Annotated in this window: 22 protein-coding genes; 11 read left to right on the top strand and 11 right to left on the bottom strand. The window is 66.1% G+C overall.

Annotated elements, in window-relative coordinates; translation table 11 throughout:
- Positions 1-126 precede the first annotated feature (126 nt).
- A complete protein-coding gene (locus tag ACQR1H_RS21865) occupies positions 127-1,689 on the top strand; it encodes an AMP-binding protein (protein ID WP_316218033.1) in 1,563 nt (520 codons plus the stop codon).
- Positions 1,690-2,811: 1,122 nt separating this feature from the next.
- Here ACQR1H_RS21865 and ACQR1H_RS21860 read toward each other — a convergent pair.
- The gene (locus ACQR1H_RS21860; RefSeq protein ID WP_434908171.1) at positions 2,812-3,891 is read right to left on the bottom strand and encodes a hypothetical protein; all 1,080 of its coding nucleotides are present in this window, start codon (positions 3,889-3,891) and stop codon (positions 2,812-2,814) included.
- A gap of 410 nt (positions 3,892-4,301) precedes the next feature.
- The gene (locus tag ACQR1H_RS21855) at positions 4,302-4,724 is read right to left on the bottom strand and encodes a DUF1801 domain-containing protein (protein WP_315804600.1); all 423 of its coding nucleotides are present in this window, start codon (positions 4,722-4,724) and stop codon (positions 4,302-4,304) included.
- 242 nt (positions 4,725-4,966) lie between these two features.
- On the opposite strand from ACQR1H_RS21855, the gene ACQR1H_RS21850 reads away from it, so the two are divergent.
- On the top strand, positions 4,967-6,658 hold the full coding sequence (locus ACQR1H_RS21850; RefSeq protein ID WP_316218035.1) for a methyl-accepting chemotaxis protein: 1,692 nt from the start codon (positions 4,967-4,969) through the stop codon (positions 6,656-6,658).
- Positions 6,659-6,973: 315 nt separating this feature from the next.
- On the opposite strand, the gene ACQR1H_RS21845 is transcribed toward ACQR1H_RS21850, so the two are convergent.
- The 4 genes from ACQR1H_RS21845 to minC are packed head-to-tail and all read right to left on the bottom strand — an operon-like array spanning position 6,974 to position 9,572.
- Positions 6,974-7,747, bottom strand: coding sequence for a thioesterase family protein (locus ACQR1H_RS21845; RefSeq protein WP_434847123.1), 774 nt, complete (start codon positions 7,745-7,747; stop codon positions 6,974-6,976).
- A gap of 21 nt (positions 7,748-7,768) precedes the next feature.
- Positions 7,769-8,044: a cell division topological specificity factor MinE gene (minE, locus tag ACQR1H_RS21840; RefSeq protein WP_315716282.1), complete on the bottom strand. Its 276-nt coding sequence runs from the start codon at positions 8,042-8,044 to the stop codon at positions 7,769-7,771.
- Positions 8,041-8,856 (bottom strand): septum site-determining protein MinD, encoded by an 816-nt coding sequence (minD, locus tag ACQR1H_RS21835; protein WP_315804603.1) that lies wholly within the window; start codon positions 8,854-8,856, stop codon positions 8,041-8,043. Before minD ends, minE begins: the two co-directional genes overlap by 4 nt.
- Before the next feature lie 20 nt (positions 8,857-8,876).
- Complete coding sequence (minC, locus tag ACQR1H_RS21830) at positions 8,877-9,572, bottom strand: septum site-determining protein MinC (RefSeq protein WP_316181120.1); 696 nt, start codon at positions 9,570-9,572, stop codon at positions 8,877-8,879.
- A gap of 519 nt (positions 9,573-10,091) precedes the next feature.
- Here minC and ACQR1H_RS21825 point away from each other — a divergent pair.
- From ACQR1H_RS21825 to ACQR1H_RS21810, 4 genes are all read left to right on the top strand, one after another.
- Positions 10,092-10,730: a hypothetical protein gene (locus ACQR1H_RS21825; RefSeq protein ID WP_315804605.1), complete on the top strand. Its 639-nt coding sequence runs from the start codon at positions 10,092-10,094 to the stop codon at positions 10,728-10,730.
- Between the two features lie 42 nt (positions 10,731-10,772).
- Entirely contained in the window at positions 10,773-12,383 is a 1,611-nt protein-coding gene (locus tag ACQR1H_RS21820; protein WP_434838044.1) for an ABC transporter substrate-binding protein, read from the top strand.
- Between the two features lie 131 nt (positions 12,384-12,514).
- A complete protein-coding gene (locus ACQR1H_RS21815) occupies positions 12,515-14,047 on the top strand; it encodes an ABC transporter substrate-binding protein (protein ID WP_434881752.1) in 1,533 nt (510 codons plus the stop codon).
- Positions 14,048-14,259: 212 nt separating this feature from the next.
- The gene (locus tag ACQR1H_RS21810; RefSeq protein ID WP_316181115.1) at positions 14,260-15,831 is read left to right on the top strand and encodes an ABC transporter substrate-binding protein; all 1,572 of its coding nucleotides are present in this window, start codon (positions 14,260-14,262) and stop codon (positions 15,829-15,831) included.
- Between the two features lie 84 nt (positions 15,832-15,915).
- Here the strand turns inward: ACQR1H_RS21810 and ACQR1H_RS21805 are convergent, their stop codons facing one another.
- The 5 genes from ACQR1H_RS21805 to ACQR1H_RS21785 form a co-directional block, all read right to left on the bottom strand.
- On the bottom strand, positions 15,916-16,884 hold the full coding sequence (locus ACQR1H_RS21805) for an NAD(P)H-dependent flavin oxidoreductase (protein ID WP_434881753.1): 969 nt from the start codon (positions 16,882-16,884) through the stop codon (positions 15,916-15,918).
- A gap of 141 nt (positions 16,885-17,025) precedes the next feature.
- Positions 17,026-17,664 (bottom strand): hypothetical protein, encoded by a 639-nt coding sequence (locus ACQR1H_RS21800; RefSeq protein ID WP_316181111.1) that lies wholly within the window; start codon positions 17,662-17,664, stop codon positions 17,026-17,028.
- Positions 17,664-18,245, bottom strand: a complete 582-nt coding sequence (locus tag ACQR1H_RS21795) for a YqaA family protein (protein ID WP_316181277.1) — start codon at positions 18,243-18,245, stop codon at positions 17,664-17,666. The genes ACQR1H_RS21800 and ACQR1H_RS21795 overlap by 1 nt, the downstream gene beginning before the upstream one ends.
- A gap of 69 nt (positions 18,246-18,314) precedes the next feature.
- Positions 18,315-18,713 (bottom strand): phosphoribosyl-ATP diphosphatase, encoded by a 399-nt coding sequence (gene hisE / locus ACQR1H_RS21790; RefSeq protein ID WP_316181109.1) that lies wholly within the window; start codon positions 18,711-18,713, stop codon positions 18,315-18,317.
- A gap of 104 nt (positions 18,714-18,817) precedes the next feature.
- A complete protein-coding gene (locus ACQR1H_RS21785) occupies positions 18,818-19,219 on the bottom strand; it encodes a hypothetical protein (RefSeq protein ID WP_316181108.1) in 402 nt (133 codons plus the stop codon).
- A gap of 290 nt (positions 19,220-19,509) precedes the next feature.
- On the opposite strand from ACQR1H_RS21785, the gene ACQR1H_RS21780 reads away from it, so the two are divergent.
- The 5 genes from ACQR1H_RS21780 to ACQR1H_RS21760 all read left to right on the top strand — a co-directional run bounded on the left by ACQR1H_RS21780 (position 19,510) and on the right by ACQR1H_RS21760 (position 26,538).
- Positions 19,510-20,565: an ABC transporter substrate-binding protein gene (locus tag ACQR1H_RS21780; RefSeq protein WP_434887593.1), complete on the top strand. Its 1,056-nt coding sequence runs from the start codon at positions 19,510-19,512 to the stop codon at positions 20,563-20,565.
- A gap of 86 nt (positions 20,566-20,651) precedes the next feature.
- Positions 20,652-22,442, top strand: coding sequence for a glucan ABC transporter ATP-binding protein/ permease (locus tag ACQR1H_RS21775; RefSeq protein WP_315804614.1), 1,791 nt, complete (start codon positions 20,652-20,654; stop codon positions 22,440-22,442).
- Between the two features lie 173 nt (positions 22,443-22,615).
- Entirely contained in the window at positions 22,616-24,034 is a 1,419-nt protein-coding gene (locus ACQR1H_RS21770) for a serine hydrolase (RefSeq protein WP_316218044.1), read from the top strand.
- A 187-nt stretch (positions 24,035-24,221) separates the two neighbouring features.
- Positions 24,222-25,913, top strand: a complete 1,692-nt coding sequence (locus ACQR1H_RS21765) for a long-chain fatty acid--CoA ligase (protein WP_434874317.1) — start codon at positions 24,222-24,224, stop codon at positions 25,911-25,913.
- A gap of 139 nt (positions 25,914-26,052) precedes the next feature.
- A complete protein-coding gene (locus ACQR1H_RS21760) occupies positions 26,053-26,538 on the top strand; it encodes a peroxiredoxin (protein WP_315804617.1) in 486 nt (161 codons plus the stop codon).
- Positions 26,539-26,641 lie beyond the last annotated feature (103 nt).

Below are 26,641 nucleotides of genomic sequence, written 5' to 3'. Positions count from 1 at the left end.
CAACGCGGCGCGCGCAGCGATGTTCCGAGGACGACAAGCGCACCTTGAGCGCGATCGGCTTTCTGATAGCGTCGGCAACAAGCCACGCGACGCAACAACGATCGCGGCATCTCGGAAGGATCGTCCATGAGCCCACAGCTTCATTCGTTTCCGGTCGTCTGTGAGCAGACCCTGCTCACGCTGTCGCGTCATCCGTCGCGCACCGCCTTCAGCTGGCCTGGCGGATCGCTGACCTATCAGGGCGCGACCGACCTCATCGGCCGCATGCAGCGCGTGTTCATGCGGCTCGGCCTGCCGCCGGGAACACGCGTCGCGTTCCTCAGCGCGAACCGCGCCGATGCCTGGTGCGCCGGCACGGCGGCGCAGCTGTCGCGGCTCGCCATCACCTGGCTGCATCCGCTGGGCTCGCTGGACGATCAGCTGTTCCAGCTCGCCGATTCCGAATCGCAGGTGCTGGTGATCGATGCCGCCGCGTTCCACGACCGCGGCGGCGAGCTGGCCGCGCGCTCGGGCGGCCTGCGCCACGTGTTCACGCTTGGCGCAGCCGGCTACGGCGCCGACCTCCTCGCCGCGATCGAGCAGTCCGGCCACGCCACCGCGCGCAACTTCGCCACGCCCGAGGACATCGCGACCTTGAACTACACCGGCGGCACCACCGGAAAGTCGAAGGGCGCGCTGCGTCATCACCAGGAATATGGCGGCTTCGCCACCGCGATCCTCGCCGATTTCGAGATTCCGGAGCGCGCCCGCTACCTGACGGTCGCCCCGATCAGCCATGTCGCCGGCACCAAGGTGCTGCCGACCCTGATGCGCGGCGGCACGGTTCACATGCTGAAGGGCTTCGATCCCGAGGCGGTGCTGGCGACGATCGCGCGCGAGCGCATCAACTTCACGCTGTTCGTGCCGACGATGATCTACGTGCTGCTCGATCATCCCGCGTTGGCCAGGACCGATCTCTCCTCGCTCGAGCTTGTGCTGTATGGCGCCTCGGCGATGTCGCCGACGCGGCTCGTCGAAGGCATCGAGCGCATCGGCCCGGTGTTCTCGCAGCTCTACGGCCAGACCGAATGCTATCCGGTGTCGGTGCTGCGCAAGGCCGACCACGATCCGAAGCAGCCGGAGCTGTTCCTGTCCTGCGGCTTCCCGATCGCGGCCTGCGAGGTCAAGATCCTCGATGACAATGATCAGGAGGTTGCGCAGGGCGAGGCCGGCGAGATCTGCGTGCGCGCGCCGCATGTGATGAGTGAATATTGGAAGCGGCCGGACACCACCGCCGAGACCCTGAAGAACGGCTGGCTGCACACCGGCGACATCGCCCGCCGCGACGAGCGCGGCTACATGTACATCCTCGACCGCAAGAAGGACATGATCGTCTCCGGCGGCTTCAACATCTTCCCACGCGAGATCGAGGATGTGCTGACGCAGCACGCCGATGTGGCGATGTGCGCCGTGGTGGGCGTGCCCGACGACAAATGGGGCGAAGCCGTCACCGCCATCGTGGTGCCGCGCGCCGGCGCGCAGATCGACGCCAGCGAGCTGATCGAGCTGGTGAAAGCCCGCAAGGGCTCCGCGCACGCGCCGAAGCGCGTCGAGTTCGTGCAGGAGCTGCCGGTCACCGGCGTCGGCAAGATCGACAAGAAGGTGTTGCGCGCGCGGTACTGGGAGGGACGCGGGCGGATGGTGGGGTAGCGGCACGGCAGCGCGGCTTCGGTGGTCGTCGTCATTGCGAGCGAAGCGAAGCAATCCCGGGTCATCGCGGGACTCTGGATTGCTTCGTCGCTGCGCTCCTCGCAATGACGGCGAACCATTCATTGATCGAGACCAGACGAAACGACGGCGCGAATGTCTGGTTAGCCCTGCTCGCAGCCGCCGCACTCCGCTGTCGTCCCGGGCAAGCGAAGCGCGACCCGGGATCCATAACCACAGGAGGGCGTGGTGAGCGCGGATGTCGCGGCAGGCGAGCCTCATACAACGTCCTGTGGTTATGGGTCCCCGCGTTCGCGGGGACGACACTATTTGCGTGGCCCGAGGCGCCGGAATCCAATAGGTCACCCTCGACCGATATGCGCCGCTCAAATCGACCTGAACGTCTGTTGCACGATCTGCAAACATGACATCGCCATCTCGCGGCGCATCGGCGTCCGAGTCTTGCTGACGTCCTCCCCTCCATCAGACGGAGGGTGCAGGGAAGGCCAGGCCTCGACCGAGGCCTGCGGTCCGCGTGCAGCAAAAAGCACGCGGCAGAACCACAGGTTCGGCCGGATCGACCCGGCCTTCCCTGCGCGATGGGTTGACGGATTATACGCAGTCTCCCCGGCGACCGGGCTTGTTTGCCACCGTCGTCCCGCAAGATGCCCCTGGGCGATCTCACGAAACTTGACCTCAGCGTCGGGAGGCCAGGACCCTGCGACTTCACCGTCCGCGACGAGACGTACGTCGGCATGCTTGGAGCACGCTGCGCCCGTCGCGGCCACCGCCTCCCACCCCAACGCGTCGTGACGTTCGCGAAGCGCCCCTCGTCAGTGAGGCGGGATGAGAAGAGGAAAACAGATATTTCTGATAATGCAAAGTCGAATATTTTTCGTCGAGGATCTGGACAGGCCAAATCGGCTTGAAGGCGTTGCCGAATTTCACATTCGGCGCACGCGGTTTCCGCTGCGCGGGGCGGCCCTCGAACCACGGTGAATGTGAGAGAGTCCGCTCGTCGGGCAAATCACCTCCGTCGGTTCATGGCCCCGCTCTGCGCGATGGCCGGGATACTGCCCGAGTCGTTCGTCGGGTCCAGCGCGGCCGCGCCGACGCGCGGCTTCATCACAGCGCACCGAACGCGTCGCGCGAAGGCGCGAGCGGCAGCCAGTCGGGAATCCGGCTTTTTGCAAGCCAATAGGGCCGCCACAGCGCGCGCCAAGTGACGTGGTCGAGCGGCGCCTGGCCCCACTTCATCCTGGCCGGCTTGATCTGTGAGAGATCGTGCAGATGCAGCCAGCGTCGCGCGATCCACCACAGGTCGTGCGACGCGGCCGCGTTTCCGGCCCCCTTGAGCTGGACGATGTTCAGCAAAGGATCGCGCCAGTGGCGGCCGACCTCCAGCGTCGCGACGCGTTCACCCCGGTGACGGACGCTCCACAGCCGCGAGCGGTTGTGGACGATGTCAGCGCCGTAGGTGCGGACACAATTGCGCATGGCGGCCGCTTCGTCGACCAGATCCGGAATCTTGTCGAGCGGCCTGAACTCATAGTCCCCGACCCGGCCGGGATCGAGCCACATGTCGCTGATCGGCAATTGACCGAGATTGAGATGCAGCGAGATCCGACCGCGCCAATTGGATGCGGCAGTGATTGCGGCATCGAGCCCCATGTCCGGCGTCCACGGCCGGTCGATGAGATCGTGGGCGAGACGGCCGGGCTGGCCAGAGAACCAGATCCACAGGGCGAGCAGATGCACGCGGTCGCTGTTCACGGCCTTCGGCGCACGGATGTACTCCCGCGCGATCCAGACGGCGGCGGCCTCATGGGCGATGGTCGCCATCTCCGAGACGAGTTGCAGCCATATCGGCATCAGCTTCGGCGAGCGCGGCAAGTGATTGCCGATCTGCCTGCGGAACAGATCGCCATCCGGCAGCCGCGGGATCGGACAAACGAACGCCTCCGGCGGCAGCTTGCGCAGCCACATTGGCAAGCCCGCCGCGGCGGCCGCCTCGGCAAGCGAGCGTCCCGCGATCACGCGAGCAATCGCCGACTCCGGGTCAACCTGTTTGCGCGGCACCGCCACCGCGAACAACAGCGCCGGAAAGCTCAGCGCGAGGTCGGCGAGATGCGGATGGCGCTGCGCCAGCGCAGCGACGCGGGACTGGAAACGAGACGCATAGCGCCGCAGCCGACGTTCACACAACGAAGAACGCACCGGCTCCCGGCGGGGAGTCAGCAGAGGATGAGATGTCATGACACACGTGTTCAAGCGCAGGCCAGGAGGGCCGCGGGCTTTTCGATGAGTTGTGAAAGAGTCAGATCATATCCGGGACAATCATCCCGGTGGCCGCGTCAATGATCGCGCAGCGAGCCCGGGAAGCGTGCGAGTCTGGACATCGTCGCCTCCTGCGTTGAAGTTGGGGTGGCGCTGAATAGCCGGTTTCGCTGCGCGGCGCAACTCCAGCGAGTTCGTCAGGTGCTCGACCGTTTCCTGCAACGGGAGTGCTTCGCTAAGCCTGTCATCGCGCCGCGCATGCGCAGCGGCCCGTTGGCTCGCGAGCCCGGGCGGGCAGCGACGCGTGAGGATTGCCGTCCGCTGCTGCGCCGACCCTGCTACGCTTTCCGACCGCTCCGCTTCGTCCCATTCAGCGCAACCGCGGCGCGGATCAGCGCCATGAACGCCGCCTCGTCGATCACGTCGCCTTCGTGAAGGTCGATGGCGCGGCGGGTGTTGCCGTCGAGGCTGGCGTTGAAGAGGCCGGAAGGGTCAGGCACCGAAGCTCCCTTGAGGAAGGTGAGCTTCACAGCCGCCTTGTAGGTTTCGCCGGTGCAAACGATGCCGCCATGCGACCACACGGGAACGCCGCGCCACTTCCATTCTTCGACGATATCGGGATCGGCCTGTCTGATGAGATCACGCACATGGCCGAGCGTGACGCCGCGCCAGTCACCGAGTTGCTTGATCCGGACGTCGATCAGTTCCGACGGAGACTGGCTCCCCTCGCCGGCACCTTCAGCCTTCGTTGATTTCGCCATGACGCTTGTTCCGTTCAGCTGCGCGTAGTTCCATCTGCGTGTAGTTCGCAGCGCGCCGTATTTATACGGCTATCCTGGTCTGCTCAAGTTTAGAGCAATCTTTATAACTCCCCGGCCAAATCAGCCGCACGCGCGGACCATGACGCCTCACCGACGAGCGCTCGTCGCGCCGATTTGCAGCAACGCGCTCTCTTCGAGCCGGCTGCACCCAATCCCTGGACCTATCGAAGCCGGAGTCGCAGATGCCGTCGTTTTCCAACCTGTCCATTCGCAACAAGGTCCTGCTGGCGTTCGGCATCGTGCTGATCACGGCGATGGGGCTCGGCGGCTTCTCGATCGATCGTCTCGGTAGCGTGAACGGCTCGGCTGCGGAAGTGCGCGACAACTGGCTGCCGGCGACCGGATGGCTCGGAACCATCTCCAAATCGATCGAGCAATATCGTGCCCGGCAGGGTCAGTTCCTGCTGGCGACCACGGCCGACGAAAAGGCAATCCAGGAACGGCAGATCGCCGAAAGCCTCGAGCTGTTCGACAAGGCCTGGCGCCTCTACGAGCCGACGGTGACGACGTCGGAGGAGAAGGCGCTGGTGGCTGCGTTCAAGACGCCGTGGACCGCCTATCTCGACGACAGCAAGCAGTTGCTCGAACTGTCACGCAAGAACCAGGTCGACGCCGCAACCGCGTTCTTCATGGGCAAGCTGCGCGACGACTTCGTGCTGGCCCGCAAGGCGCTGGAACAGGACCTCGCCTGGAACGTCGAGCAGGGCAAGAAGGAAGCCGACAAGGGCGCCGCGGTCTATCTGTCCTCGCGCGCCTGGATTCTGGGTGTGATCGCACTGGCGGCGCTGCTGTGCATCGCGATGGGCTACCTGATCGTGGCCGGCGTGTCGCGCCCGATCACGGCGATGACGGAGGCGATGCGCCGGCTCGCCGGCGGCGACATGGCGGCGCCGATTCCCGGCACCGACCGCAAGGACGAGATCGGCAACATGGCGGGCGCCGTGCTGGTGTTCAAGAACAACGCCATCGAGACCGAGAAACTGCGCGCCGAGCAGGCGGAGGCCGAGAAGCTCGCCGTCGAGCGGCGCAAGCGCGACATGCATGACCTGGCCAACAGCTTCGAGAGCGCGGTCGGAGAGATCATCAACACGGTCTCCTCGGCCTCGACCGAGCTCGAAGCGTCGGCCACGACGCTGACCTCGACCGCCGAGCGCACACAGCAGCGCACCACCACCGTCGCGGCCGCATCCGAGCAGGCGACCGCCAACGTGCAGTCGGTCGCATCCGCCACGGAGGAGCTGAGCTCGTCGGTCACCGAGATCAGCCGGCAGGTGCAGGAATCCGCGCGGATGGCCAACGAGGCCGTCGACCAGGCGCGCAAGACCAACGACCGCGTCGGCGAGTTGTCCAAGGCCGCAGCGCGCATCGGCGACGTCGTCGAGCTGATCAACACCATTGCCGGGCAGACCAACCTGCTCGCGCTCAATGCCACCATCGAGGCGGCGCGCGCCGGCGAAGCCGGCCGCGGCTTCGCGGTGGTCGCCTCCGAGGTCAAGGCGCTGGCCGAGCAGACCGCCAAGGCGACCGGCGAGATCGGCCAGCAGATCTCCGGCATCCAGGCGGCGACCCAGGAGTCGGTCGGCGCCATCAGGGAGATCAGCGGCACCATCGAACGGCTGTCCGAGATTTCCTCGACCATCGCCGCGGCGGTCGAGGAGCAGGGCGCAGCGACGCAGGAGATCTCGCGCAACATCCAGCAGGCGGCACAGGGCACGCACGAAGTGTCGTCCAACATCACCGAGGTGCAGCATGGCGCCAGCGAAACCGGCTCGGCCTCGTCCCAGGTGCTGTCGGCGGCGCAGTCGCTGTCGCAGGATAGCAACCGGCTGAAGCTGGAGGTCGGGCGCTTCCTCGGCACGGTGCGCGCAGCGTGAGAGCGAGATCATTCGTGGTCGGACTCGTTCAGTCGCAACAACGGCAGTGCGTTCCCTCTCCCGCTTGCGGGGGAGGGCTAGGGAGGGGGCCGCTCCAGCGGCGGTGTGCGTGGCGCCCCCTCTCCCCCGCGAGCGGGCGCAGCGGAGCTTGGCGCAGGGTTGATTGGTTCACCCGTAACGAAGCAAGCAACCGCCGATCACCGGCGCAACCTCATGACACCTCGCCGCGGCGCGCCGTTGGAAGCGAAGCAGCACTGGTGCGGTGATCAGTTCACCAACCCGCTATGAACGAGATACGGACGGCGGACCGCCCCCTCACCGCTTCTCGATCACCAGGCTCTGCACCACGCGGCCGAAATAGCCTCTCGCATCACCCAATCGCGCCATCGCCAGCCCGGCGCCGTCCGGGCCGATCCAGCTTTCGGCGTCGAGCAGAATCCAGTCGCCGACCGGCTCGCGGGCCATGTTCACGGTGAGGTCGGCATTGAGGAACGTGTAGCTGTGGAAGTCGAGCGCGGCCGAGGTGCCGTTGCAGAAGTCGCTCGCGACCACGGCGCGCATCGCCTGCGATACGGCATGGCCGTCGACGAGCGGCCAGTCGACGCGGTACCAGATCGCGCCCGGTCCCTTGACGCCGAAGCGGCCGCGCGCGGCGCGGAGCGTCATGCCGCGCACGAAGGGGCTGGTCGAGAAATCAGCCGGCTCCGGCAGCGCCTCGTCGGGGCCGACCAGATCGACCGGCAGCTCGCCGACATCGTCCGGCAGCGGCACCGCATCCTGCCTGATCTTGAGCACCGTCGCCGTGACGACCACCGTGTCGCCGGCGCGCAAGCGCACGGCGCAGAGCTGGATCTTGCGCCCCTCGCGCAGCACCTCGGTCTCGATGAGGAGCTCTGCGAGCGGCACCGGGCGCATCAGGTCGATGGTGACGCGGGCGATGCGCATCGGCGACTTCGTGGGAATGCGCTCGGCCGCCCACACGGCCAGCGCCGATGGCGCAGACCCATGTTGCATGGTCGGATCCCATGGTCCCGCAGCATCGGAGCTGACGGCGACCCGATTGTCCGCGATGCGGAAGATCGGCCGCATCAGCGCGCGCCTCGCCACGTCTCAGCCGGCGCTGGCAAAGGCGCGGTCGGCGCCATTGGGCAGTTCGATGTCGACCTCGAGCGTCGAGACATGCTTTCCCCGGTCCATGCGAACGATGACCTTGTCCGGATCAAGTACCACATGGCGCGAAACCACGGCGAGGATTTCCTCGCGCAGCTGCATCAGGAGATCGGGCTGGCCGCGCAGGCTGCGCTCATGCGCGAGCAGGATCTGCAGCCGCTCCCGCGCGACGGGCGCGGAGGCCGCACGCCCCGTAAAGAGCCGCAGCACACTCATGCAGCCCTCCGTCCCAGGAGCAGGTTCATCAGGCCCTTGCGCTCGGTCGGGATCTGCATCTCGACCTCCTCGCCGAGCAGGCGGCGCATTGCATCGTGATAGGCGCGCGCCGGCGCGCTGGCCGGGCTGTTGAGCGTCACCGGGCAGCCGACATTGGAGGCGCGCAGCACGTCCTGGCTCTCCGGCACGATGCCGAGCAGCGGCGTCGCCAGGATCTCCAGCACGTCGTCGATCGACAGCATCTCGCCGCGCGCGGCACGGCCCGCATCGTAGCGGGTGATGAGGATGTGCTTCTCGACGCGCTCGCCGTTCTCGGCGCGCACGGTCTTGGAATCGAGCATGCCGATGATGCGGTCGGAATCGCGCACCGACGATACTTCCGGATTGGTGACGATGAGCGCCTCGTCGGCATAGCGCATCGCGAGCATCGCGCCGCGCTCGATGCCGGCCGGGCTGTCGCAGATCACCCAGTCGAATGTCTTGCGCAGCTCGGTGATGACGCGGCCGACGCCGTCCTCGGTCAGCGCGTCCTTGTCCTTGGTCTGCGAGGCCGGCAGCAGCCACAGATTCTCCAGCCGCTTGTCGCGGATCAGGGCCTGCGGCAGCTTGGCGACGCCATGCACCACGTTGATGAGATCGAACACGACGCGGCGCTCCGCGCCCATCACCAGGTCGAGGTTGCGCAGGCCGACGTCGAAATCGACGACGACGACCTTCTCGCCGGCCTGCGCCAGCGCCGCGCCCATCGCCGCCGTCGTGGTGGTCTTGCCGACGCCACCCTTGCCCGACGTCACTACGAGTACTTTCGACATGTCACGAATCCTCCTGCTACTCAGTTCAATGCAACGATCTTCATGGAATGACCTTCGAGCCGCGCCTGCACGGCCCGGCCGCGCAACGCGGCGTCGATCTGCTCGGCGGTCTGGTAGTAGCCGTCGATCGCGACCAGCTCGGCCTCGATCTTCTGGCAGTAGATGCGCGCCGCCGCGTTGCCGTTGATACCGGCCATCGCGCGGCCACGCAGCGCGCCGTAGACGTGGATCGAGCCGCCGGCGACGATCTCGGCGCCCGACGACACCGCGCCGAGCACGGTGACGTCGCCATCGGGAAACACGATCGACTGGCCCGAGCGTACGGGCTGGTCGAGCAGCAGCGAGGTCGGCTGCTGCAGCTGTGGCTTCTCCGGCTCGATCTCCTGCACGGCGCAGTGACGGCCGCCGGACAACAAGGGCGGCATGCCGAGCGACAGCCGCCCCTGCTCGACGCCTTCGAGGCCGAGCACGCGGATGTTGCGCGACTCGATGCTCTTGATGAGATGGGTGATGGCGAGCGGGCTCAGATCCAGCGCCGAGAGATCGAGCACGATCGGCTTGCCGACGAAGAAGCCGGGCGAGCCCGCGAGCGTTGCATCGAGCTCAGCCAGCCAATCGGCAATCGGCACAACCGGCGAAAACACGAAGGCGACGTAGGAGCGCCCGCGCAGACGAATAACAGGACGCACCGTTTCAGCGCTGGCACTCATGACCATCCGACCCAACCCTTCTTAGTGATTGGTTAACTGTCGGCGCCAGATGGTTAACGGATGGTTAAATCGACGCTAAGCCGCTCAAAAATCGACAGCGGCCCGCCCGACATAGTTCGATGATGATCGAATCAAGGCGCAATATTGGCATCAATGAGACGCAATTCATGAGCATCTGCGTCAAGACCTGTCATGCCTCATTTTAATCACATCATGATGATAACTTTAACGTACATATAATTCGGAACCGACGGCTTTAGGAAGTTCCGATCGATTGACACTCGTCAGGGGGCGGGGCATGGGATCGATAGAGGCGCCCAAGGCACGGCAAACGTGCCACGGCGCCTTGCAGGAAGGGACTGCTGGCGTGCGATCGCTGATCGACGCGAAACGTCTGATTCTGCAAATGATTCCGTGTGATCTGAAGTGGCAGAACCGCTCCCGCTCTTCGTTTGAAACTAGCTCTCATACGACCGTGGCAGAAGCGTATCAGTTTACCGGAATCGAGCGTCAGAGGAGTAGCGTATGAGTTCGTTGAGTGAACAGAATCCGATGAACCCGCAGGACCCGCTGCACTATGCACCGCGGTGGCTGCGCGAACGTCCGGAAGCCGCGCGTCTATCTCTCGTCGGTGACAATGCCAAGGCAGCGGAGGCGGCCGAGCGTCCCGCTTCGGGACAGCAAGGACCGCTCGATGCTCGCCTGGAGACCGCCGTGTTCGAATCCCTTCGCCAATCGCTGAATCCCCAGGTCATGCGCGAGCCGCCGGATCTGGAGCGCGAGCGCGACCGCCGCTCGGTCGTGTTCAAGGTGGCCGGCCGCTTCGCCGCCGCAACCGGCGTCGCCGCCGTCGTCGCGCTGTTCTTCGTCAACATCGTGCCGGTGTGGCGCCAGCCCGACGCGAGTTCGTCCTTCGTCGCCGCCGTGCAGTCGATGAAGACGCTGCCGCCGGTCGCCGCCGACGTGCAGGACGCCAAGGCGGATCAGACCAGCGCGCTGCCGGAGCGGGTCGAGGCTCAGGCCGCCCCGGCGCTGTCGCAGTTCAAGTCGCTGCTCGCGGACGCTCCGGAGCCCGCGGCAGATTCCGACAATCCCGAAAAGCCCATGCTGCAGCAGTTCATGCAGTGGAACCAGAAGACGGGTCAGATGGAGCGGGTTCGCTAACCCTCTACGACTGATCCAGCTTCCAACACTTCACAGGCGACGATGATCGACGTCCTACCGCAGAAAGCGGCAGCACGCCGTCCGCTGGCTCACGCCCGTGTGGCAGCCATCCTGCTCGCGTCCCTCGTGGCCGGCGAGGCCGTTGCCGCGCCCGGCGAGAGTGTGAGCGTGGCGCGCCAGCTCGGCAGCCGCGTCGGCCCGATCATTGGCGCAGCACTCGCGTGCCGCGACATCGCCCGGCCGCGCATCCAGGCCATCATCGAGAAATTCCAGCTCGTCATCCGCGAGGCCGCGTCCAGCGAGGCCGACCGTGACGAGCTGACGCGCCTGCTCGACCGCTATGTGGCCGAAGGCCGCAGCCTTGTCACGTCAGGCCGGATGGATTGCGGCGGCGCCGACCGGCAGCTTGCCGATCTCGAACGATCCATCGCAGCGCCGCCTCCGGCGCGCGCGAACCTGCCTGCCGTGAGCATCGGACCTGCGACGGCGCAGGCCGCGACCGTCCCGGCGCAACTGCTGCCGCCGGCCGGCAACGTGCGCGGGGTGACGCAGAGCGAGATCAAGCTCGGCATGGTCATTCCCTACAGCGGACCGGTGAAGGAGAGCGGGCGACTGCTCAAGATCGGCGTCGAGACGGCGTTCAATCGCGCCAACGAGGCCGGCGGCGTCAACGGCCGCATGCTCAAGCTCGTCACCGCCGATGACGGCTACGATCCCGCGCGCACGCTGGATGCGATGAAGCAGCTCTACGAGAAGGAGCAGGTGTTCGGCTATATCTGCAATTTCGGCTCGGCCACCGCCGCGGTCGCCATCCCCTACGCGCTCGAGCGCCGCACGCTGTTCTTCGCGCCCTATACCGGCGCCAACGTCGTGCGCCACGATCCGCCCGACCGCTACGTCTTCAACTACCGGCCGAGCTATGCCGAGGAGACCGACGCGCTGGTCCATTATCTCGTGAAGATGCGAAGGCTGCATCCGCGCCAGATCGTCGTGTTCGCGCAGAACGACGCCTTCGGCGACGCGGGCTTCGCCGGCGTGGCAAAGGCATTCCGGACGCTCGGGGTGAGCGACAATTCGATCGTGCGGGTCAACTATCCGCGCAACACGGTCGAGGTCGACGACGCCATCAATCAGCTGAAGCTGCTGAAGACCCCGGTCAAGGCGGTGGTGATGCTGGCAACGACGCGTGCCGCCGCCAAGTTCATCGAGAAGGCCCAGGGCGTATTTCCGGGCGTCATCTTCGCCAACATCTCGGCGGTTGCCGGCTCGGCGCTCGCCAGCGAGCTGATGCTGCTCGGACCGCGCTACGCCGAGGGCGTGATCGTCAGCCAGACCGTGCCCGGCGTCTCCGGCTATTCGAGCCTGGTGCTCGAATACAAGACCGCACTTGCGAAATATGCCCCGGGCGAGCCGGCCGACTACACCTCGCTCGAGGGCTACATCGCGGCGAGCATCCTGATCGAGGGACTGAAGCGCGCCGGTCCGAACTTCGATACCGAGCAACTGGTCGAGACGCTCGAGAACATGCGCAACGTCGATCTCGGCCTCGGCACGCAGCTCGGCTTCGGCCGCGCCGAACACCAGGCTTCGCACAAGATCTGGGGCACGGCGCTTGACAACAGCGGCACCTACCAACCCGTCGAACTTGAATAGGATACCGCTGGAGGCGCGACGGCCTCGACTACCACGACAAAAGAGCGACAGAGAAACCCGACATTAATTCGAAATGCCACGAATAGTAGAACGAAGAGGGTTTGAAACAGGCTGAGCAGGTGGAAGGTTCGATGGCCGTGCGTTGGTCCACGTTGATCATCGGGAGTGTTTTCGCAGCTCCCTTCAGCCCCGCTCTGGCGGCGGCTCCCGACGTCGTCAGGGAGCTCGGCAGCCGGGTTGGGCCGATCGTGGGACAGGCCTCCGCCTGCCCGGACATCGCGCAGGGCCGCGTCCAGGGCATGGTCGACAAATTCCGCGAAGCCATCCGCCAGGCGACGAGGAATGACGGCGAGCGCGATCAGCTGACCCGCAGCTTCAATGGCTACATCGCCGAGGGCCGTAGTCGTACGGGCGCCTCGCAGGCGACCTGCGCGGCCGCGGAGCGGCAACTGACGGAGCTCGAACGCTCGCTCGGCGAGCCGGCTGCGGCGACGGCCCCGATCACACCGGTCAAGGCCGAAACGACGACCGGCGCCGTCACCGCCGGCCCCGTGCGCGGCATCACCGACCGCGAGATCCGCTTCGGCATGGTCCTGCCGTTCTCCGGCATCCGCAAGGAGACCGGGCGTCAGATGCGCCAGGGCATCGAGGCCGCGTTCGCACGCACCAACGATGCCGGCGGCGTCAACGGGCGCATGCTCCGTCTCGTGGCGGCGGACGACGGCTACGATCCGAACCGCACGCTGGCGGCGATGACGCAGCTCTACGACAAGGAGCAGGTGTTCGGCTTCATCGGCAACGTCGGCACCGCCAACTCGCAGGTGGCGATCCCCTATGCGCTGGAGCGGCGCACGCTGTTCTTCGCGCCGAACACCGGCGCAGCCGTGGTGCGACGCGATCCGCCGGATCGCTACGTCTTCAACTATCGGGCGAGCTACGCCGAGGAGACTGCCGCGCTGGTGCGCTACCTGATCAGGATGAAGCGCGTCTCGCCCAAGCAGATCGCCGTGTTCACCCAGCAGGACCCATTCGGCGACGACGGTTACACCGGTGTCGCGAAGGCCTACCGACAGTTGAACATCGGCGATACCGTGACGCGCATCAACTATCCGCGCGCGACGATGGACGTGGAAGAGGCGGTCAATCAGGTCAAGGCGCACAAGCCGGGACTCAAGGCGATCATCATGGTCGCGACCGATCGCGCCGCTGCGAAGTTCATCGAGAAGACGCGCGACGCGGTGCCGGGCCTGATCTACGCCAACGTGTCCGCCGTCGGCTCGACCTCGCTCGCGACGGAGCTCAAGCTGCTCGGCCCGCGCTTCACCAACGGCGTCATCGTGACGCAGGGCGTGCCGGCGGTTTCGGGCTACTCAAGCCTCGTGCTCGACTACAAGAACGCCCTGGCCAAATACGCGCCCGGCGAGGCACCGGACTACACGTCACTCGAAGGCTATATCTCGGCGACGATTTTGATCCAGGCGCTGAAGCAGACCAATCCGCTCGACACCGAGCGGCTGATCGACACGCTCGAATCGATGCGCAGCCTCGATCTCGGCCTCGGCACGACGCTCGCATTTGGACGCGCGGAGCACCAGGCCTCGCACAAGATCTGGGGCACCGCACTCGACGAAACCGGCACGTATCAGGCAATCGAACTTGAGTAGAATTAGCTTCGAAGGGGAAGAACTGGTGAAGACGTTTCGTTAGCAGGTCCTAAAGTATGATCGGAAAAAGGCGTGTCGGGTTACCGAAATGGTCATGCTCTTAGGAAAGGCTGGTCTGTGCATGGTGACGGTCTTATGTCTTCTCCGTCGCAGACACGGCGTCAATTCACCAGGCGGAAGACCTGGATGGGGTCCAAAGTGGGATAGTGGCAATGAACTTTCGTTGTAGCGTGTTCTTGGTTGCGGCATTGCTCGCAACGCCCGCCAGCGCGGCGGGCACCAATGCGGATGTGGTGCGTAATCTTGCGAGCCGGGTCGGGCCGATCGTGGGAGCAGCATCCGCCTGTCAGGCGATCGACCAGGGCCGCGTTCAGGCCATTGTCGACAAGTTTCGCGAGGTGATCCGGGAGGCCTCCACCGGCGGCTCGGATCGTGACGAGCTCACCCGCGTCTTCAACGGCTACGTCGCCGATGGACGCAACCGCGTCGGGGCGGCTCAGACCGACTGTAACTCCGCGGGCCGCCAGCTCGCCGAGCTCGAGCGCTCGCTCGGGCAAAGCGCGCCGAGCCAGACCGCCACCAGCCTCGCCGGGGTGATCGCCCCGTCCGCGGCTGTCGCCGCGACGGCACCGACCGCGACGCTGCCGCCGGCGTCCACGACCAACGTCCAGGGCGTCACCGCCAACGAGATCCGCTTCGGCATCGCCGCTCCGTTCTCCGGCGCTGCCAAGGAGCTCGGCCGCCAGATGAAGATGGGCATCGAGGCCGCCTTCAACCGCGCCAACGACGCCGGCGGCATCGCCGGGCGCTCGCTGCGGCTCTATTCGGCCGACGACGGCTACGAGCCGTCGCGGACGCTGGACGCGATGAAGCAGCTCTACGAGAAGGACAAGGTGTTCGGCTTCGTCGGCAACGTCGGCACCCCAACTTCTGCCGTGGCGATGCCCTACGCCCTGCAGCGTCGCGTGCTGTTCTACGGCGCGTTCACCGGCGCCAACCTGCTGCGCAACGATCCGCCGGATCGCTACGTATTCAACTATCGCGCCAGCTACGCGGAAGAGACCGACACCGTCGTGCGCTACCTCGTCAAGCTGCGCCGCCTGCCGGCCAAGGACATTGCCGTGTTCGCGCAGCAGGACGCCTATGGTGATGCAGGCTTCTCCGGTGTGGCCAAGGCCTTCCGCACGCTCGGCCTTGCCGACACGTCCATCTTGCGCCTCAACTACAAGCGCAACACGGTCGACGTCGACGACGCGGTCAACCAGCTGAGGGCGTTGAAGAACCCGCCCAAGGCGATCGTCATGGTCGCAACCTATCGCGCCGCCGCGAAGTTCATCGAGAAGACGCGCGATCTGTTCCCGCACATGATCTACACCAACGTCTCCTTCGTGGGTTCGACCGAGCTCTCCGACGAGCTGATGCTGCTCGGCCCGCGCTATGCCAGCGGCGTGATCGTCACCCAGGTGGTGCCGGCCGTCGGCGGCTATTCGAGCGCCGTGCTCGAATACAAGAGCGCACTGGAGAAGTACTTCCCGGGCGAGGCACCGTCCTACGTGTCGTTCGAAGGCTACGTCTCGGCCAACGTGCTGATCCAGGCGCTGCGCCGGGTTGGCCCGCAGCTCGACACCGAGGCGCTGATCGATACGCTGGAGAACATGCGTGACATCGATCTCGGTCTCGGCGCCAAGCTCGGCTTCGGCCGCGCCGAACACCAGGCCTCGCACAAGATCTGGGGCACCGCGCTGGACGAGCGCGGCAAGTTCCAGGCGATCGAGCTGGAGTAGCTCGCCCGCTCTGTTGCGGCCTCGACAAAAAAAAGCGCGACAGCCCTGGCTGCCGCGCTTTTCTTCTGTCCGGCGCGAAGCCGCTCAGAGCGGCGGATCGATCGCTTCGTCATATTCCTTCTTGAAGCGTGCGATCAGCTCGGCGGCGGGCAGCACGTCCTTGATGGCGCCGATGCCCTGCCCCGATCCCCAGATCTCCTTCCAGGCCTTCGGCTTGGCGCGCTCGCCCGAGGCATCGGTGCCGAAGCTCATCTTCGACGGATCGGAGGTCGGGAGGTTGTCCGGATCGAGGCCGGCGGCGACGATCGACGGCTTCAGGTAGTTGCCGTGCACGCCGGTGAACAGGTTCGAATAGACGATGTCGTCGGCGCCGGACTTGGTGATCATGTCCTTGTAGCTTTCGACCGCGTTCGCCTCCTTGGTGGCGATGAAGGCCGAGCCGATATAGGCGAAGTCGGCGCCGAGGACGCGCGCGGCGCGGATGGCGCGGCCGTTCGCGATCGCGCCGGACAGCGCGATGGGGCCGTCGAACCAGCTCCGGGTCTCCGCCACGAAGGCGAACGGCGAGATCGTGCCGGCATGGCCACCGGCACCGGCCGCGACCAGGATCAGGCCGTCGGCGCCCTTCTCGATCGCCTTGTGGGCGAAGAACTGATTGATGACGTCGTGGAAGACGATGCCGCCCCAGCCATGCGCCGCCTGGTTCAGCTCCTCGCGCGCGCCGAGCGAGGTGATCATCATCGGCACCTTGTACTTCTCGCACAGCGCGAGATCCTGCTCGAGCCGGTTGTTCGAGCGGTGCACGATCTGGTTGACCGCGAACGGCGCCGACGGACGCTCGGGATGTGCACGATCGTAGGCCGCAAGCTCCTCGGTGATACGCGCCAGCCATTCGTCGAGCAGCGCCGCCGGGCGCGCGTTCAGCGCCGGAAACGAACCGACCACGCCGGCCTTGCACTGCGCGATCACCAGGTCGGGCACGGAGATGATGAACAGCGGCGAGCCGATCACCGGGATCGACAGGCGGCCCTTGAACAAGGCGGGCATGGACATGGATGGGAATTCCTCGTTGTGAAATGCGGAGACGCTCGTGATCGCGAGCATGCCCGACATCAAGCCGTGATGGCAATTCGCCCGCAGAGGGACCGGAAAAGCCCGATCACGGTCTTGCGTTGAGGCGCTGGCATGCAGGCGTCATTGGCAGAGCGCCGAGGTGACGAAGGTATCTGTGCGGCAGTCGCCCGGCTTGCGCTGCCGGCCCGGGATCAGCACCCTGGCCGAGCAGGTCTCCGCCGAGTCGGTGTTGAGGCTCTTGCCGTCCTTGTAGCCCTTGCCCTGGCACAGCCGGTCGGCGCCGAGCTTGCAATCCGGTGTGCCGTTGGTGGCAATCGGGCAGACCGAGCGCCCGGTGATCATGCTCGAGGGCTTGGCGAGGCGCGACAAGGTCTCGCCGGTCTCCTTCAGCACGTCTTTGGTGTCGGCGCCGCCCTTCGGCGCGACCGGGCCAGTGGGCTGCACCGGTGTCGCGGCGGGCTGATCCGCGGCAGCGCCGGTGGGATCGCTGCCGGCCGCCGGCGGCTCGGCGCGGGCATCACCCGAAGGTTTCAGCGGAATGATCGACATCTTCTCGAACAGCTTGCCAAGCTCCTCCACCAGACCCGGATTGGAGGGCGGCGCAGGCTGGACGGCAGGCGCCTGCTGCGGTGGCTGTTGCGGCGCTTCTCGCAGCCCCAAGGAAGGCGTCGTTTGCGCCCATGCCGCGGCGGCAGAGAGCACCGAGACGACGACGAGCAGCGCCGCCCCCGCCCCCCGCCCCGGGCGCAGCGGCCGCATCAGATCAGCTTCACGGCGATGACGAAGCCGGCCACCAGCACGGCCGCGCCGATCGCCACCCACAGGCCGAGATGCCTCTCGATGCGCACCCTGATCCATTCGCCATAGCGGTTGAGCAATATCGCGGCGATGAAGAAGCGGCCGCCGCGCGCGATGATCGAGCAGACGATGAACAGAAACAGATTATAGCCGGCGAAGCCCGACGTGATCGTGACCAGCTTGTAGGGGATCGGCGTCAATCCCTTGAGCAGGATGATGACGGCGCCCCACTCGGCATAGGACGCCCGGAACGCCTCGACCTTGTCGCCGAGGCCGTAGAGCTGGATCAGCCAATGGCCGAGGGAGTCGTAGAGCAGCGCGCCGATGGCATAACCGACCAGGCCGCCCGCCACCGAGGCCGCGGTGCAGACGCCGGCGAACAGCCAGGCCCGCTGCGGCTTCGCCAGCGACATCGGGATCAGCATCACATCCGGCGGCACCGGAAAGAACGAGCTTTCAGCGAAGGCGACCGCGGCCATGATCCACATGGCATGCGGCTTGTGGGCGGCGTCGATACACCAGTCGTAGATCCGTCTGAGCATGGTGGCGATGAAGCAAACCGGGCAGGATTTGTCCATGGCCCATATGCCGGTCCGAATCGGACCGCCACACTAGTGCCGCTTGCGGATCGTCCGGTCGGCCGCGACGATCGGTCGCCCCGCCACCCGTCCGGGCGCGGCCTTGGCGACCTTCGCGGGCGATTTCGGCAGCTTCTCGGCGATGCCGAGCATCAGCTCGCGCCGTTCCATCTCGCGCCAGACGTCCTCGGGCTGGACATCGAGCTCGGCCCACAGCACGGCCAGATTGTAGATCAGGTCGGCGCTTTCGCGCACCACGGCCTGGGCGTCGCCGCCGACGGCATCGATCGCGACCTCGATCGCCTCTTCGGCGAGCTTCTTGGCCATCTTGGCCGTGCCCTGCTGCATCAGCTTGGCCGTGCGCGATCGCGCGGGGTCGAGATCCCTGGCCGCCAGGACAGCGCGATAGAGCCGATCGATCGAATCAGTCATCTCGCCACACTAGTTAAAATCGATGGCCCGCATATTAACGTTCGCAGCAGGCAAGAAAAAATCCGCCGGCACGGGGCCGGCGGATCGTCTCATCCGATCTCACATCACCAATGCGGGTGATGATGATAGCCGCCACCGTAATAGGGGCCGCCGCCGTAATACTGATAGCGCGGCCCGTAGCCGTAATAGGCCGGCCGGCCATAGTAATAATTGTCCTCGTAGTAGGAACGGCGGTTCTGCGCCGCCGCGATGGCGAGGCCGGTGCCGACGATGCCGGCAAAGGCAGCCGCAGCCGCCGCACCGCCATTGCCGCGATAGTGGCGCCGGCGCGCGCTGACATCGGTCAGGCCGCCATCATTGGCCGTCTTGGCGACGACGCCCTTCTCGGCCGGCGCGGAGCCGGCAAAGGCGAGTGTCGGCTGCACGGCCGTCAAAGTCACCGCGGCCACCGTCGCCAGGACGGTAGCACGGCCAAAGCGGGAAAAACTTCCGCGCTGTGCGATCATATGTTTTCTCCGTACGATCCAATCTCGCGTATCAACTCGCGAACTGCGCCCACAGTTCCCCTCGCGAAACCCGGAGTCGAAGCCGCAAATCGCCGCAGGCCTTGCTCATGGACCATTCACATTCGATCCGACATGATCAGGCACCGCCGGCCCCGAGCGGGCAGCGAGAAAGCGACGTTGTCACGAAATTGACATGACGATCCCGCGGCTCGATCCCGCGACGGCCGGCGAACTGATTAGAATACCGGCGTGACAAGACCGGTACGGCCTGCGAATACCGGCGTGACATGATGCGCATGCGACGATCCCTCACCCTGCTTGCTTTGGCGTTCCTCGCCGTCGTCGTCGTGCCCTCATGCCTGTCGCGACAGGAAGCTGCGGCGGAGGAGCCGAAACGTCCGGTCGCCGTCATGTTCGCGCTGGATCGGCCGCTCGATGGCAGCATGGCGCCCCTGGTCCTCGCCGCCAGCCGCGGGCTGTTTGCCACCGAAAGCGTGACGGTCACCATCACCACGGCCAAGGGCTCTCCCGATGCGATCGCGCGGGTCGCTTCCGGCGAGGCCGACATGGCGCTCGCCGACATCAACGAGCTGATCCGCTATCGCGACGCGTCGAACAGCCAGCCGGTCAAGGCCGTGTTCGTGCTGTTCAACAGGGCGCCTTACGCGATCATCGCGCGCAGGAGTCGCGGCATCAACGGGCTCGGCGACATCGAAGGCAAAACGCTCGGCGTCGCCGAGGGCGACCTCTCGATCCGGCTGTGGCCGGCGGTCGTGAGGCACAACCATCTCAGGCCCGAGACCATCAAGCTGTCGCGCGTCGGCGCGGCCGTGCGCGAGCCGATCCTGTCGGCCGGCCAGGTCGATGCCGTCAGCGGCTTCTCGTATCTCTCGGCGATCAATCTGCGCGACCGCGGCGTGCCCGCCGCCGATCTCGCGGTGCTGCGCTTCGCTGATTATGGCTGCGAGGCCTATGGCCATGCGGTGATCGTCAATCCCGGCTTTGCGGCCAAGCAGCCGGCTGCCGTGAAGGGCTTCCTGCGCGCGCTGACGTCGGGCCTCCAGCTTGCCATCAAGGACCCTGCCGGCGCGATCGCCGACGTGGTGGGCCGGATGAATGACGGCTCCCGCGAGCTCGAGCTGCAGCGGCTGCAGAGCGTGCTCGTCGACAACGTGCTGACGCCGGACGTCCGACGCGATGGCATCGGCGGCATCGATCCCGCCCGGTTCGAGCGGGCCCTCGACCAACTCGCCGAGGACGGCAAATTCCACCACAAGCGTCCGCAACCCGCCGACATCTTCGACGACAGCTTCCTGCCGCCCGCCGACAGCCGGCTGGTCAACTGAGCGCTCGCCGCGGCGGCCGTTCCCTTGCTAACATGGCGCCGCGCGCCCAGCGCTGATTCCAACTGCCGACACGAAGCGCCCCGCCCATGTCCCTGCTCCGCATCTATGCCCGCGTGCTCCATCTGCTCGGAAAGGAGGCGCGGCTCGGCTGGTTTCTCGCGATCGCCAACCTGGCGCTGGCGGTGGCGCAGTTCGCCGAGCCGGTGCTGTTCGGACGCATTGTCGACTCGCTCTCGGGCAACGCCTCGACCAGCACCGCCTGGCCGCTGCTCGCGGCCTGGGCCGGATTCGGGCTGTTCACGATACTGGCCAGCGCCTGGGTCGCGCTGCAGGCCGACCGGCTGGCGCACCGGCAGCGCCATGCGGTGCTGACGAGCTATTTCGAGCACATCTTGCAGCTACCGCTGACGTTCCATTCCGGCACCCATTCCGGCCGGCTGATGAAGGTGATGATCAACGGCACCGACGCGCTGTGGAAGCTGTGGCTGTCGTTCTTCCGCGAGCACTTCGCCGCGATCATGTCGGTGCTGGTGCTGCTGCCGCTGTCGCTCTATCTGAACTGGCGGCTCGCGATCCTCTTGTTCGTGCTGTGCGTGGTGTTCACCGTGCTGACGACCCTGGTCGTGCGCAAGACCTACGGCATGCAGAGCGAGGTCGAGGAGCATTACAGCGACCTGTCGGCGCGTGCCTCCGACGCGCTCGGCAACGTCGCGCTGGTGCAGAGCTTCGTGCGCATCGATGCCGAGGTGCAGGGCCTGCGCACCGTGGCCGGACAATTGCTGTCGGTGCAGATGCCGGTGCTCGGCTGGTGGGCGCTGGTGACGGTCATCACGCGTGCCTCGACCACCATCACCGTGCTCGCGATCTTCACGCTGGGCATCGCCCTGCATCAGGCCGGGCTGACGTCCGTGGGCGAGATCGTGATGTTCGTGTCGTTCGCGACCATGCTGATCCAGAAGCTCGAGCAGGTCGTGTCCTTCATCAACAACGTGTTCATGGAGGCGCCGCGGCTGGCCGAGTTCTTCACCGTGCTCGATGCGGTGCCGGCCGTGCGCGACCGCCCCGACGCGATCGAGGTCGGCCGGCTCTCGGGCCTGGTCGAATTCAACGACGTCTCGTTCTCCTATGACGGCAAGCGTCCGGCGGTGGAGGACCTCACCTTCACCGCGCTGCCCGGCCAGACCATCGCGCTGGTCGGACCGACCGGCGCCGGCAAGTCGACCGCGATTGCACTCTTGCATCGCGCCTTCGATCCGCAATCCGGCTTCATCAGGATCGACGGCATGGACGTCCGCGGATTGAAGCTCGCGGCACTGCGCAGGAACATCGGCGTCGTGTTCCAGGAGGCGCTGCTGTTCAATCGCTCGATCCGCGAGAACCTTTTGGTCGGCAAGCCGGACGCGACCGACGAGGAGCTGCGCACCGCCGCCGCGCGCGCCCAGGCGCTCGACTTCATCGATCGTGCCGACCAGGGCTTCGATACCAACGCCGGCGAGCGCGGCCGCATGCTGTCCGGTGGCGAGCGCCAGCGGCTCTCGATCGCGCGTGCCCTCCTGAAGGATCCTCCGATCCTGATTCTCGACGAGGCGACCTCCGCGCTCGATGCCGTCACCGAGGCCAAGCTCAACGCGGCGCTCGACGAGGTGATGAAGGGACGCACGACCTTCGTGATCGCACACCGGCTCTCGACGATTCGCAATGCAACGAGAATCCTGGTGTTCGAGAACGGGCGCGTGATCGAAAGCGGAACGTTCGATGAACTCGTTGCCAAGGGCGGCCATTTCGCGGAACTCGCGAAGGCCCAGTTCATGGTGCAGGAGAACGCACGCGCGTCGCTTGTCGCGCCGGACAGCGACGGCACCACCGTCAAGGCCTGATCGCGGGACGCTTTCATCGTGGAATTGAATGGCTGGGCTCTGTTCGCCAGCGTCGAGCCGGTATAGGTTCGCGACCTGCCGCAACCGAAGCGGCACCGGACACGCTTGAAACCCGAAAGCCCGTTTGCCCACCTCGCCGCGCGAGGCGGGTCTCAAAGGACCGGATCTGACCAGTGCAGACGCTTCGCCTGTTGTTCCGCTATTCCCCGATCAAGATCATCGTTCTCGCTGCCGCTCTCGTGCTCGCGCCGCGCTGGGCCCATGCCGAGGCGCTGCTGCTCGTCGAAGCCGACACCGGCAAGGTGCTGGAAGCGCAGAACGCGACCTATCCCTGGTACCCAGCATCAGTCACCAAGCTGATGACCGCCTATGTCACCTTGAAGGCGGTCAAGGAGGGCAGGATCACGCTCGACACGCTGTTCACGGTCTCGCCGACCGCGGCTTCGCAGTCGCCGTCGAAGATGGGCTACCGGCCTGGCACGCAGCTCACCGTCGACAACGCGCTCAAGATGATGCTGGTAAAGTCCGCCAATGACATGGCGGTGGTGCTCGCCGAGGGCGTCGGCGGCTCCATCGACGGCTTCTCGGCGATGATGAACGACACCGCCCGCAAGCTCGGCATGACGCAGACCAGCTACGTCAATCCGAACGGACTGCCTGCCGACGGCCAGATCACCTCGGCGCGTGATCTCGCGATCCTGGCGCGCGCCATCATCCGCGATCTTCCCGAGTACGAATACTTCGTCCACATCCCGTCGATCCGCTACGGCCGCCGCGTGGTGCAGAACTTCAACAAGCTGATCGGGCGCTATCCCGGCGCCGACGGTTTCAAGACCGGTTTCATCTGCGCCTCGGGCTACAATCTGGTGGCGTCGGCGACCCGCAACGGCAAGCGCCTGATCGCGGTGGTGCTCGGCGCCTCCTCGGGACAGATGCGCGCCGTGCGCGCGATCCAGATGCTCGACCGCGGCTTCAACGGCAACCAGCTGAGCTGGCTGAAGTCGCCGCTCGGCACGGTCGATCAGTTGGCCCCGGTCGACGCGACGCCGCCCAACCTGCGCGACGACATGTGCAACGGCCGCCGCCACCGGCCGGCCAGCGACGAGGACGAGGACACCGTTGCCGGTGCGGACGGCGAAGCGACCGGCGGCACCCTGCTCGCCGGCCTGCAGGCGCCGTCCATGAAGCCGTCCGAACTGCTGGCGGCGGCCCCCGCTCCGTCCGAGCCGGTCGTGGTCTACACCGGCCCGACGCGCACCGGCGCGGCACTGATCGCAGCTGTCGCCGCCGATGCCGACGCGCAGACCCCGGCCAGGCACCGCGGCAAGAAGGCGCATGCCGCCGCCCGCAAGGATGCCAAGCCGGCGACCCGGACCGCCGCCAAGACCGATGCGGATGCGAAGGCCGCGGCCAAGCCGTCGGATGCCAAGCCGTCGAACGCCAAGCCGGGCGCGGCACGCCACGTCGCCGCCAAGCACGAAGCCGGCGGAAAACCGGCGGAAAAAGCCGGCTCCGACGCGCCCAAGCCCACCAAGCCCAAGGCCGCCGCAAAGCCGAAGACGGACGGCAAGCCCGCGCCGAAGGACGGCTGATCCCGCGCGGCGCATACGGACGCAGCCAGCAACTGGCGCGGGCCCTCGGCCCGGACTGCCTGTACCTCCCCTTTCATCGACGCGCCGGCCGCTTGCCTTGAACGGCCGGAAATTCGATATTGGCGCCGCCGGCCCCAGAGAGGCGGCTGCCGATATACGAACAAGAGACGATCAGAGAGGAAGGGTCATGGAGCGCATCTGGCTCAAGCACTATCCGGCCGGCGTTCCCGCCGATATCGATCCGGGCAAATACCCGTCGCTCGTCGACCTGCTGGAAGAGAGCTTCAAGAAATTCGCCGATCGCCGCGCCTTCATCTGCATGGACAAGGCGATCAGCTATCGCGAGCTCGACGAGATGTCGGTCGCGATGGGCGCCTATCTGCAGGGCCTGGGTCTGGCGAAGGGTGCGCGCGTCGCACTGATGATGCCGAACGTGCTGCAATATCCGATCGCGATCTCCGCGGTGCTGCGCGCGGGCTACGCCGTCGTCAACGTCAACCCGCTCTACACGCCGCGCGAGCTCGAGCACCAGCTCAAGGATTCCGGCGCCGAGGCGATCATCGTGCTGGAGAATTTCGCCCACACCGTGCAGCAGGTGGTGGGACACACCCAGGTCAAACACATCGTCGTCGCCAGCATGGGCGACCTGCTCGGCTTCAAGGGCGTGATCGTCAACCTCGTCGTCCGCCGCCTGAAGAAGATGGTGCCGGCGTTCTCGCTGCCGGGCGCCGTGCCGTTCAACGATGCGCTCGCCGCCGGCCGAGGCAAGCGCTTCCAGAAGCCCACCATCGGCCCCGACGACGTCGCCTTCCTGCAATATACCGGCGGCACCACCGGCGTCTCCAAGGGCGCCACCTTGCTCCACCGCAACGTCGTCGCCAACGTGCTGCAGAACGATGCCTGGCTGCAGCCGGTCATGGACCGGCCGCCGCATGTCGATCAGCTGCTGATCGTCTGCGCGCTGCCGCTCTACCACATCTTCGCGCTGACCTGCTGCTTCCTGCTCGCAGTGCGCGCCGGCGGCGCCAATCTGCTGATTCCCAATCCCCGCGACATTCCCGGCTTCATCAAGGAGCTGATGAAGTATCAGGTCAACACCTTCCCGGCCGTCAACACGCTCTACAACGGCCTGCTGCATCATCCTGACTTCAAGAAGATCGACTTCTCCAAGCTCAAGGTCTCCAACGGCGGCGGCATGGCCGTGCAGCGCCCGGTCGCCGAGCAGTGGAAGCAGGTGACGGGCTGCAGCATCGCCGAGGGCTACGGCCTGTCGGAGACCGCGCCGGTGCTGACCTGCAACGTGCCGACCTCGACCGAGTTCACCGGCACCATCGGCCTGCCGTTGCCGTCGACCTGGCTGTCGATCCGCGACGATGACGGCAACGAAGTGCCGCTCGGCCAGGCCGGCGAGATCTGCGCCAAGGGCCCGCAGGTGATGGCCGGCTACTGGAATCGTCCCGACGAGACCGCCAAGGTGATGACGGCGGACGGCTTCTTCCGCACCGGAGACGTCGGCGTCATGGCCGCGGACGGCTCGGTCAAGATCGTGGACCGCAAGAAGGACATGATCCTGGTCTCCGGCTTCAATGTCTATCCGAACGAGGTCGAGGAGGTCATCGCGACCCATCCGGGCGTGCTGGAGACCGCCGTGATCGGGTTGCCGGACGAGAAGACCGGCGAGGTCGTCAAGGCGTTCGTGGTGAAGAAGGACCCCAACCTCACCTCCGAGGACATCATCAAGCACTGCCACGAGCAGCTCACGAACTACAAGGTGCCGAAGCAGATCGAGTTCAGGACCGAGCTGCCGAAGACCAATGTCGGCAAGATCCTGCGCCGGGAGCTGCGCGACGAGAAGAAGAAGCCGGCAGCGGCGGCCTGACCCGTTGGCGGGGCGGCAGCGTTGTGCGATGACGGAGTCGTGATCGCGGCGGGCCGTTGCCGTTTCCGGCCTGCCGAATAGTGTAGCGCGCACCGCGCCAGACAGATCCAAGACACATCCAGGGGAAGGAGTAACTCGAATGACCATAAAGGTTGGCGATAAGCTGCCGCAGGCCCAATTCCGCGTCATGACCGGCGAAGGCCCGCAGGTCAAAACCACCGACGACATCTTCAAGGGCAAGAAGGTCGCGCTGTTCGCGGTGCCCGGCGCCTACACCGGCACCTGCCACAAGATGCATCTGCCCAGCATCTTCCTCAACGCCTATGCGATGAAGGACAAGGGCGTCGACACCATCGCGATCGTCTCGGTCAACGACGCCTTCGTCATGAACGCCTGGAAGCGCGACACCGACCAGCGCGACGAGGCCGTGTTCCTGGCCGACGGCAATGCCGAGTTCACCAAGGCGATCGGCATGGAGCTCGACGCCTCCGGCGCCGGCCTCGGCATCCGCTCGAAGCGCTACTCGATGCTGGTCGAGGACGGCACGGTCACCAAGCTGAACCTCGAAGCCGCCCCGGGCAAGGTCGAGGTCTCCGGCGGCGACACGCTGCTCGGGCAGCTGTGATCCTGCTTTCCTGACCTGATCCGAAGGCCCGCGGTGCCCCCGCGGGCTTTTTTCTTCTGCTTCGACCGAGCCTGCGTTCTACCACCAGAAGAGCGCAGCAGCC

Source organism: Bradyrhizobium sp. HKCCYLRH2015, from assembly GCF_051168215.1.
Classification (GTDB): Bacteria; Pseudomonadota; Alphaproteobacteria; order Rhizobiales; family Xanthobacteraceae; genus Bradyrhizobium.
The sequence above is the reverse complement of the archived record's forward strand: the minus strand, read 5'-3'. Positions and strand labels throughout refer to the sequence as shown.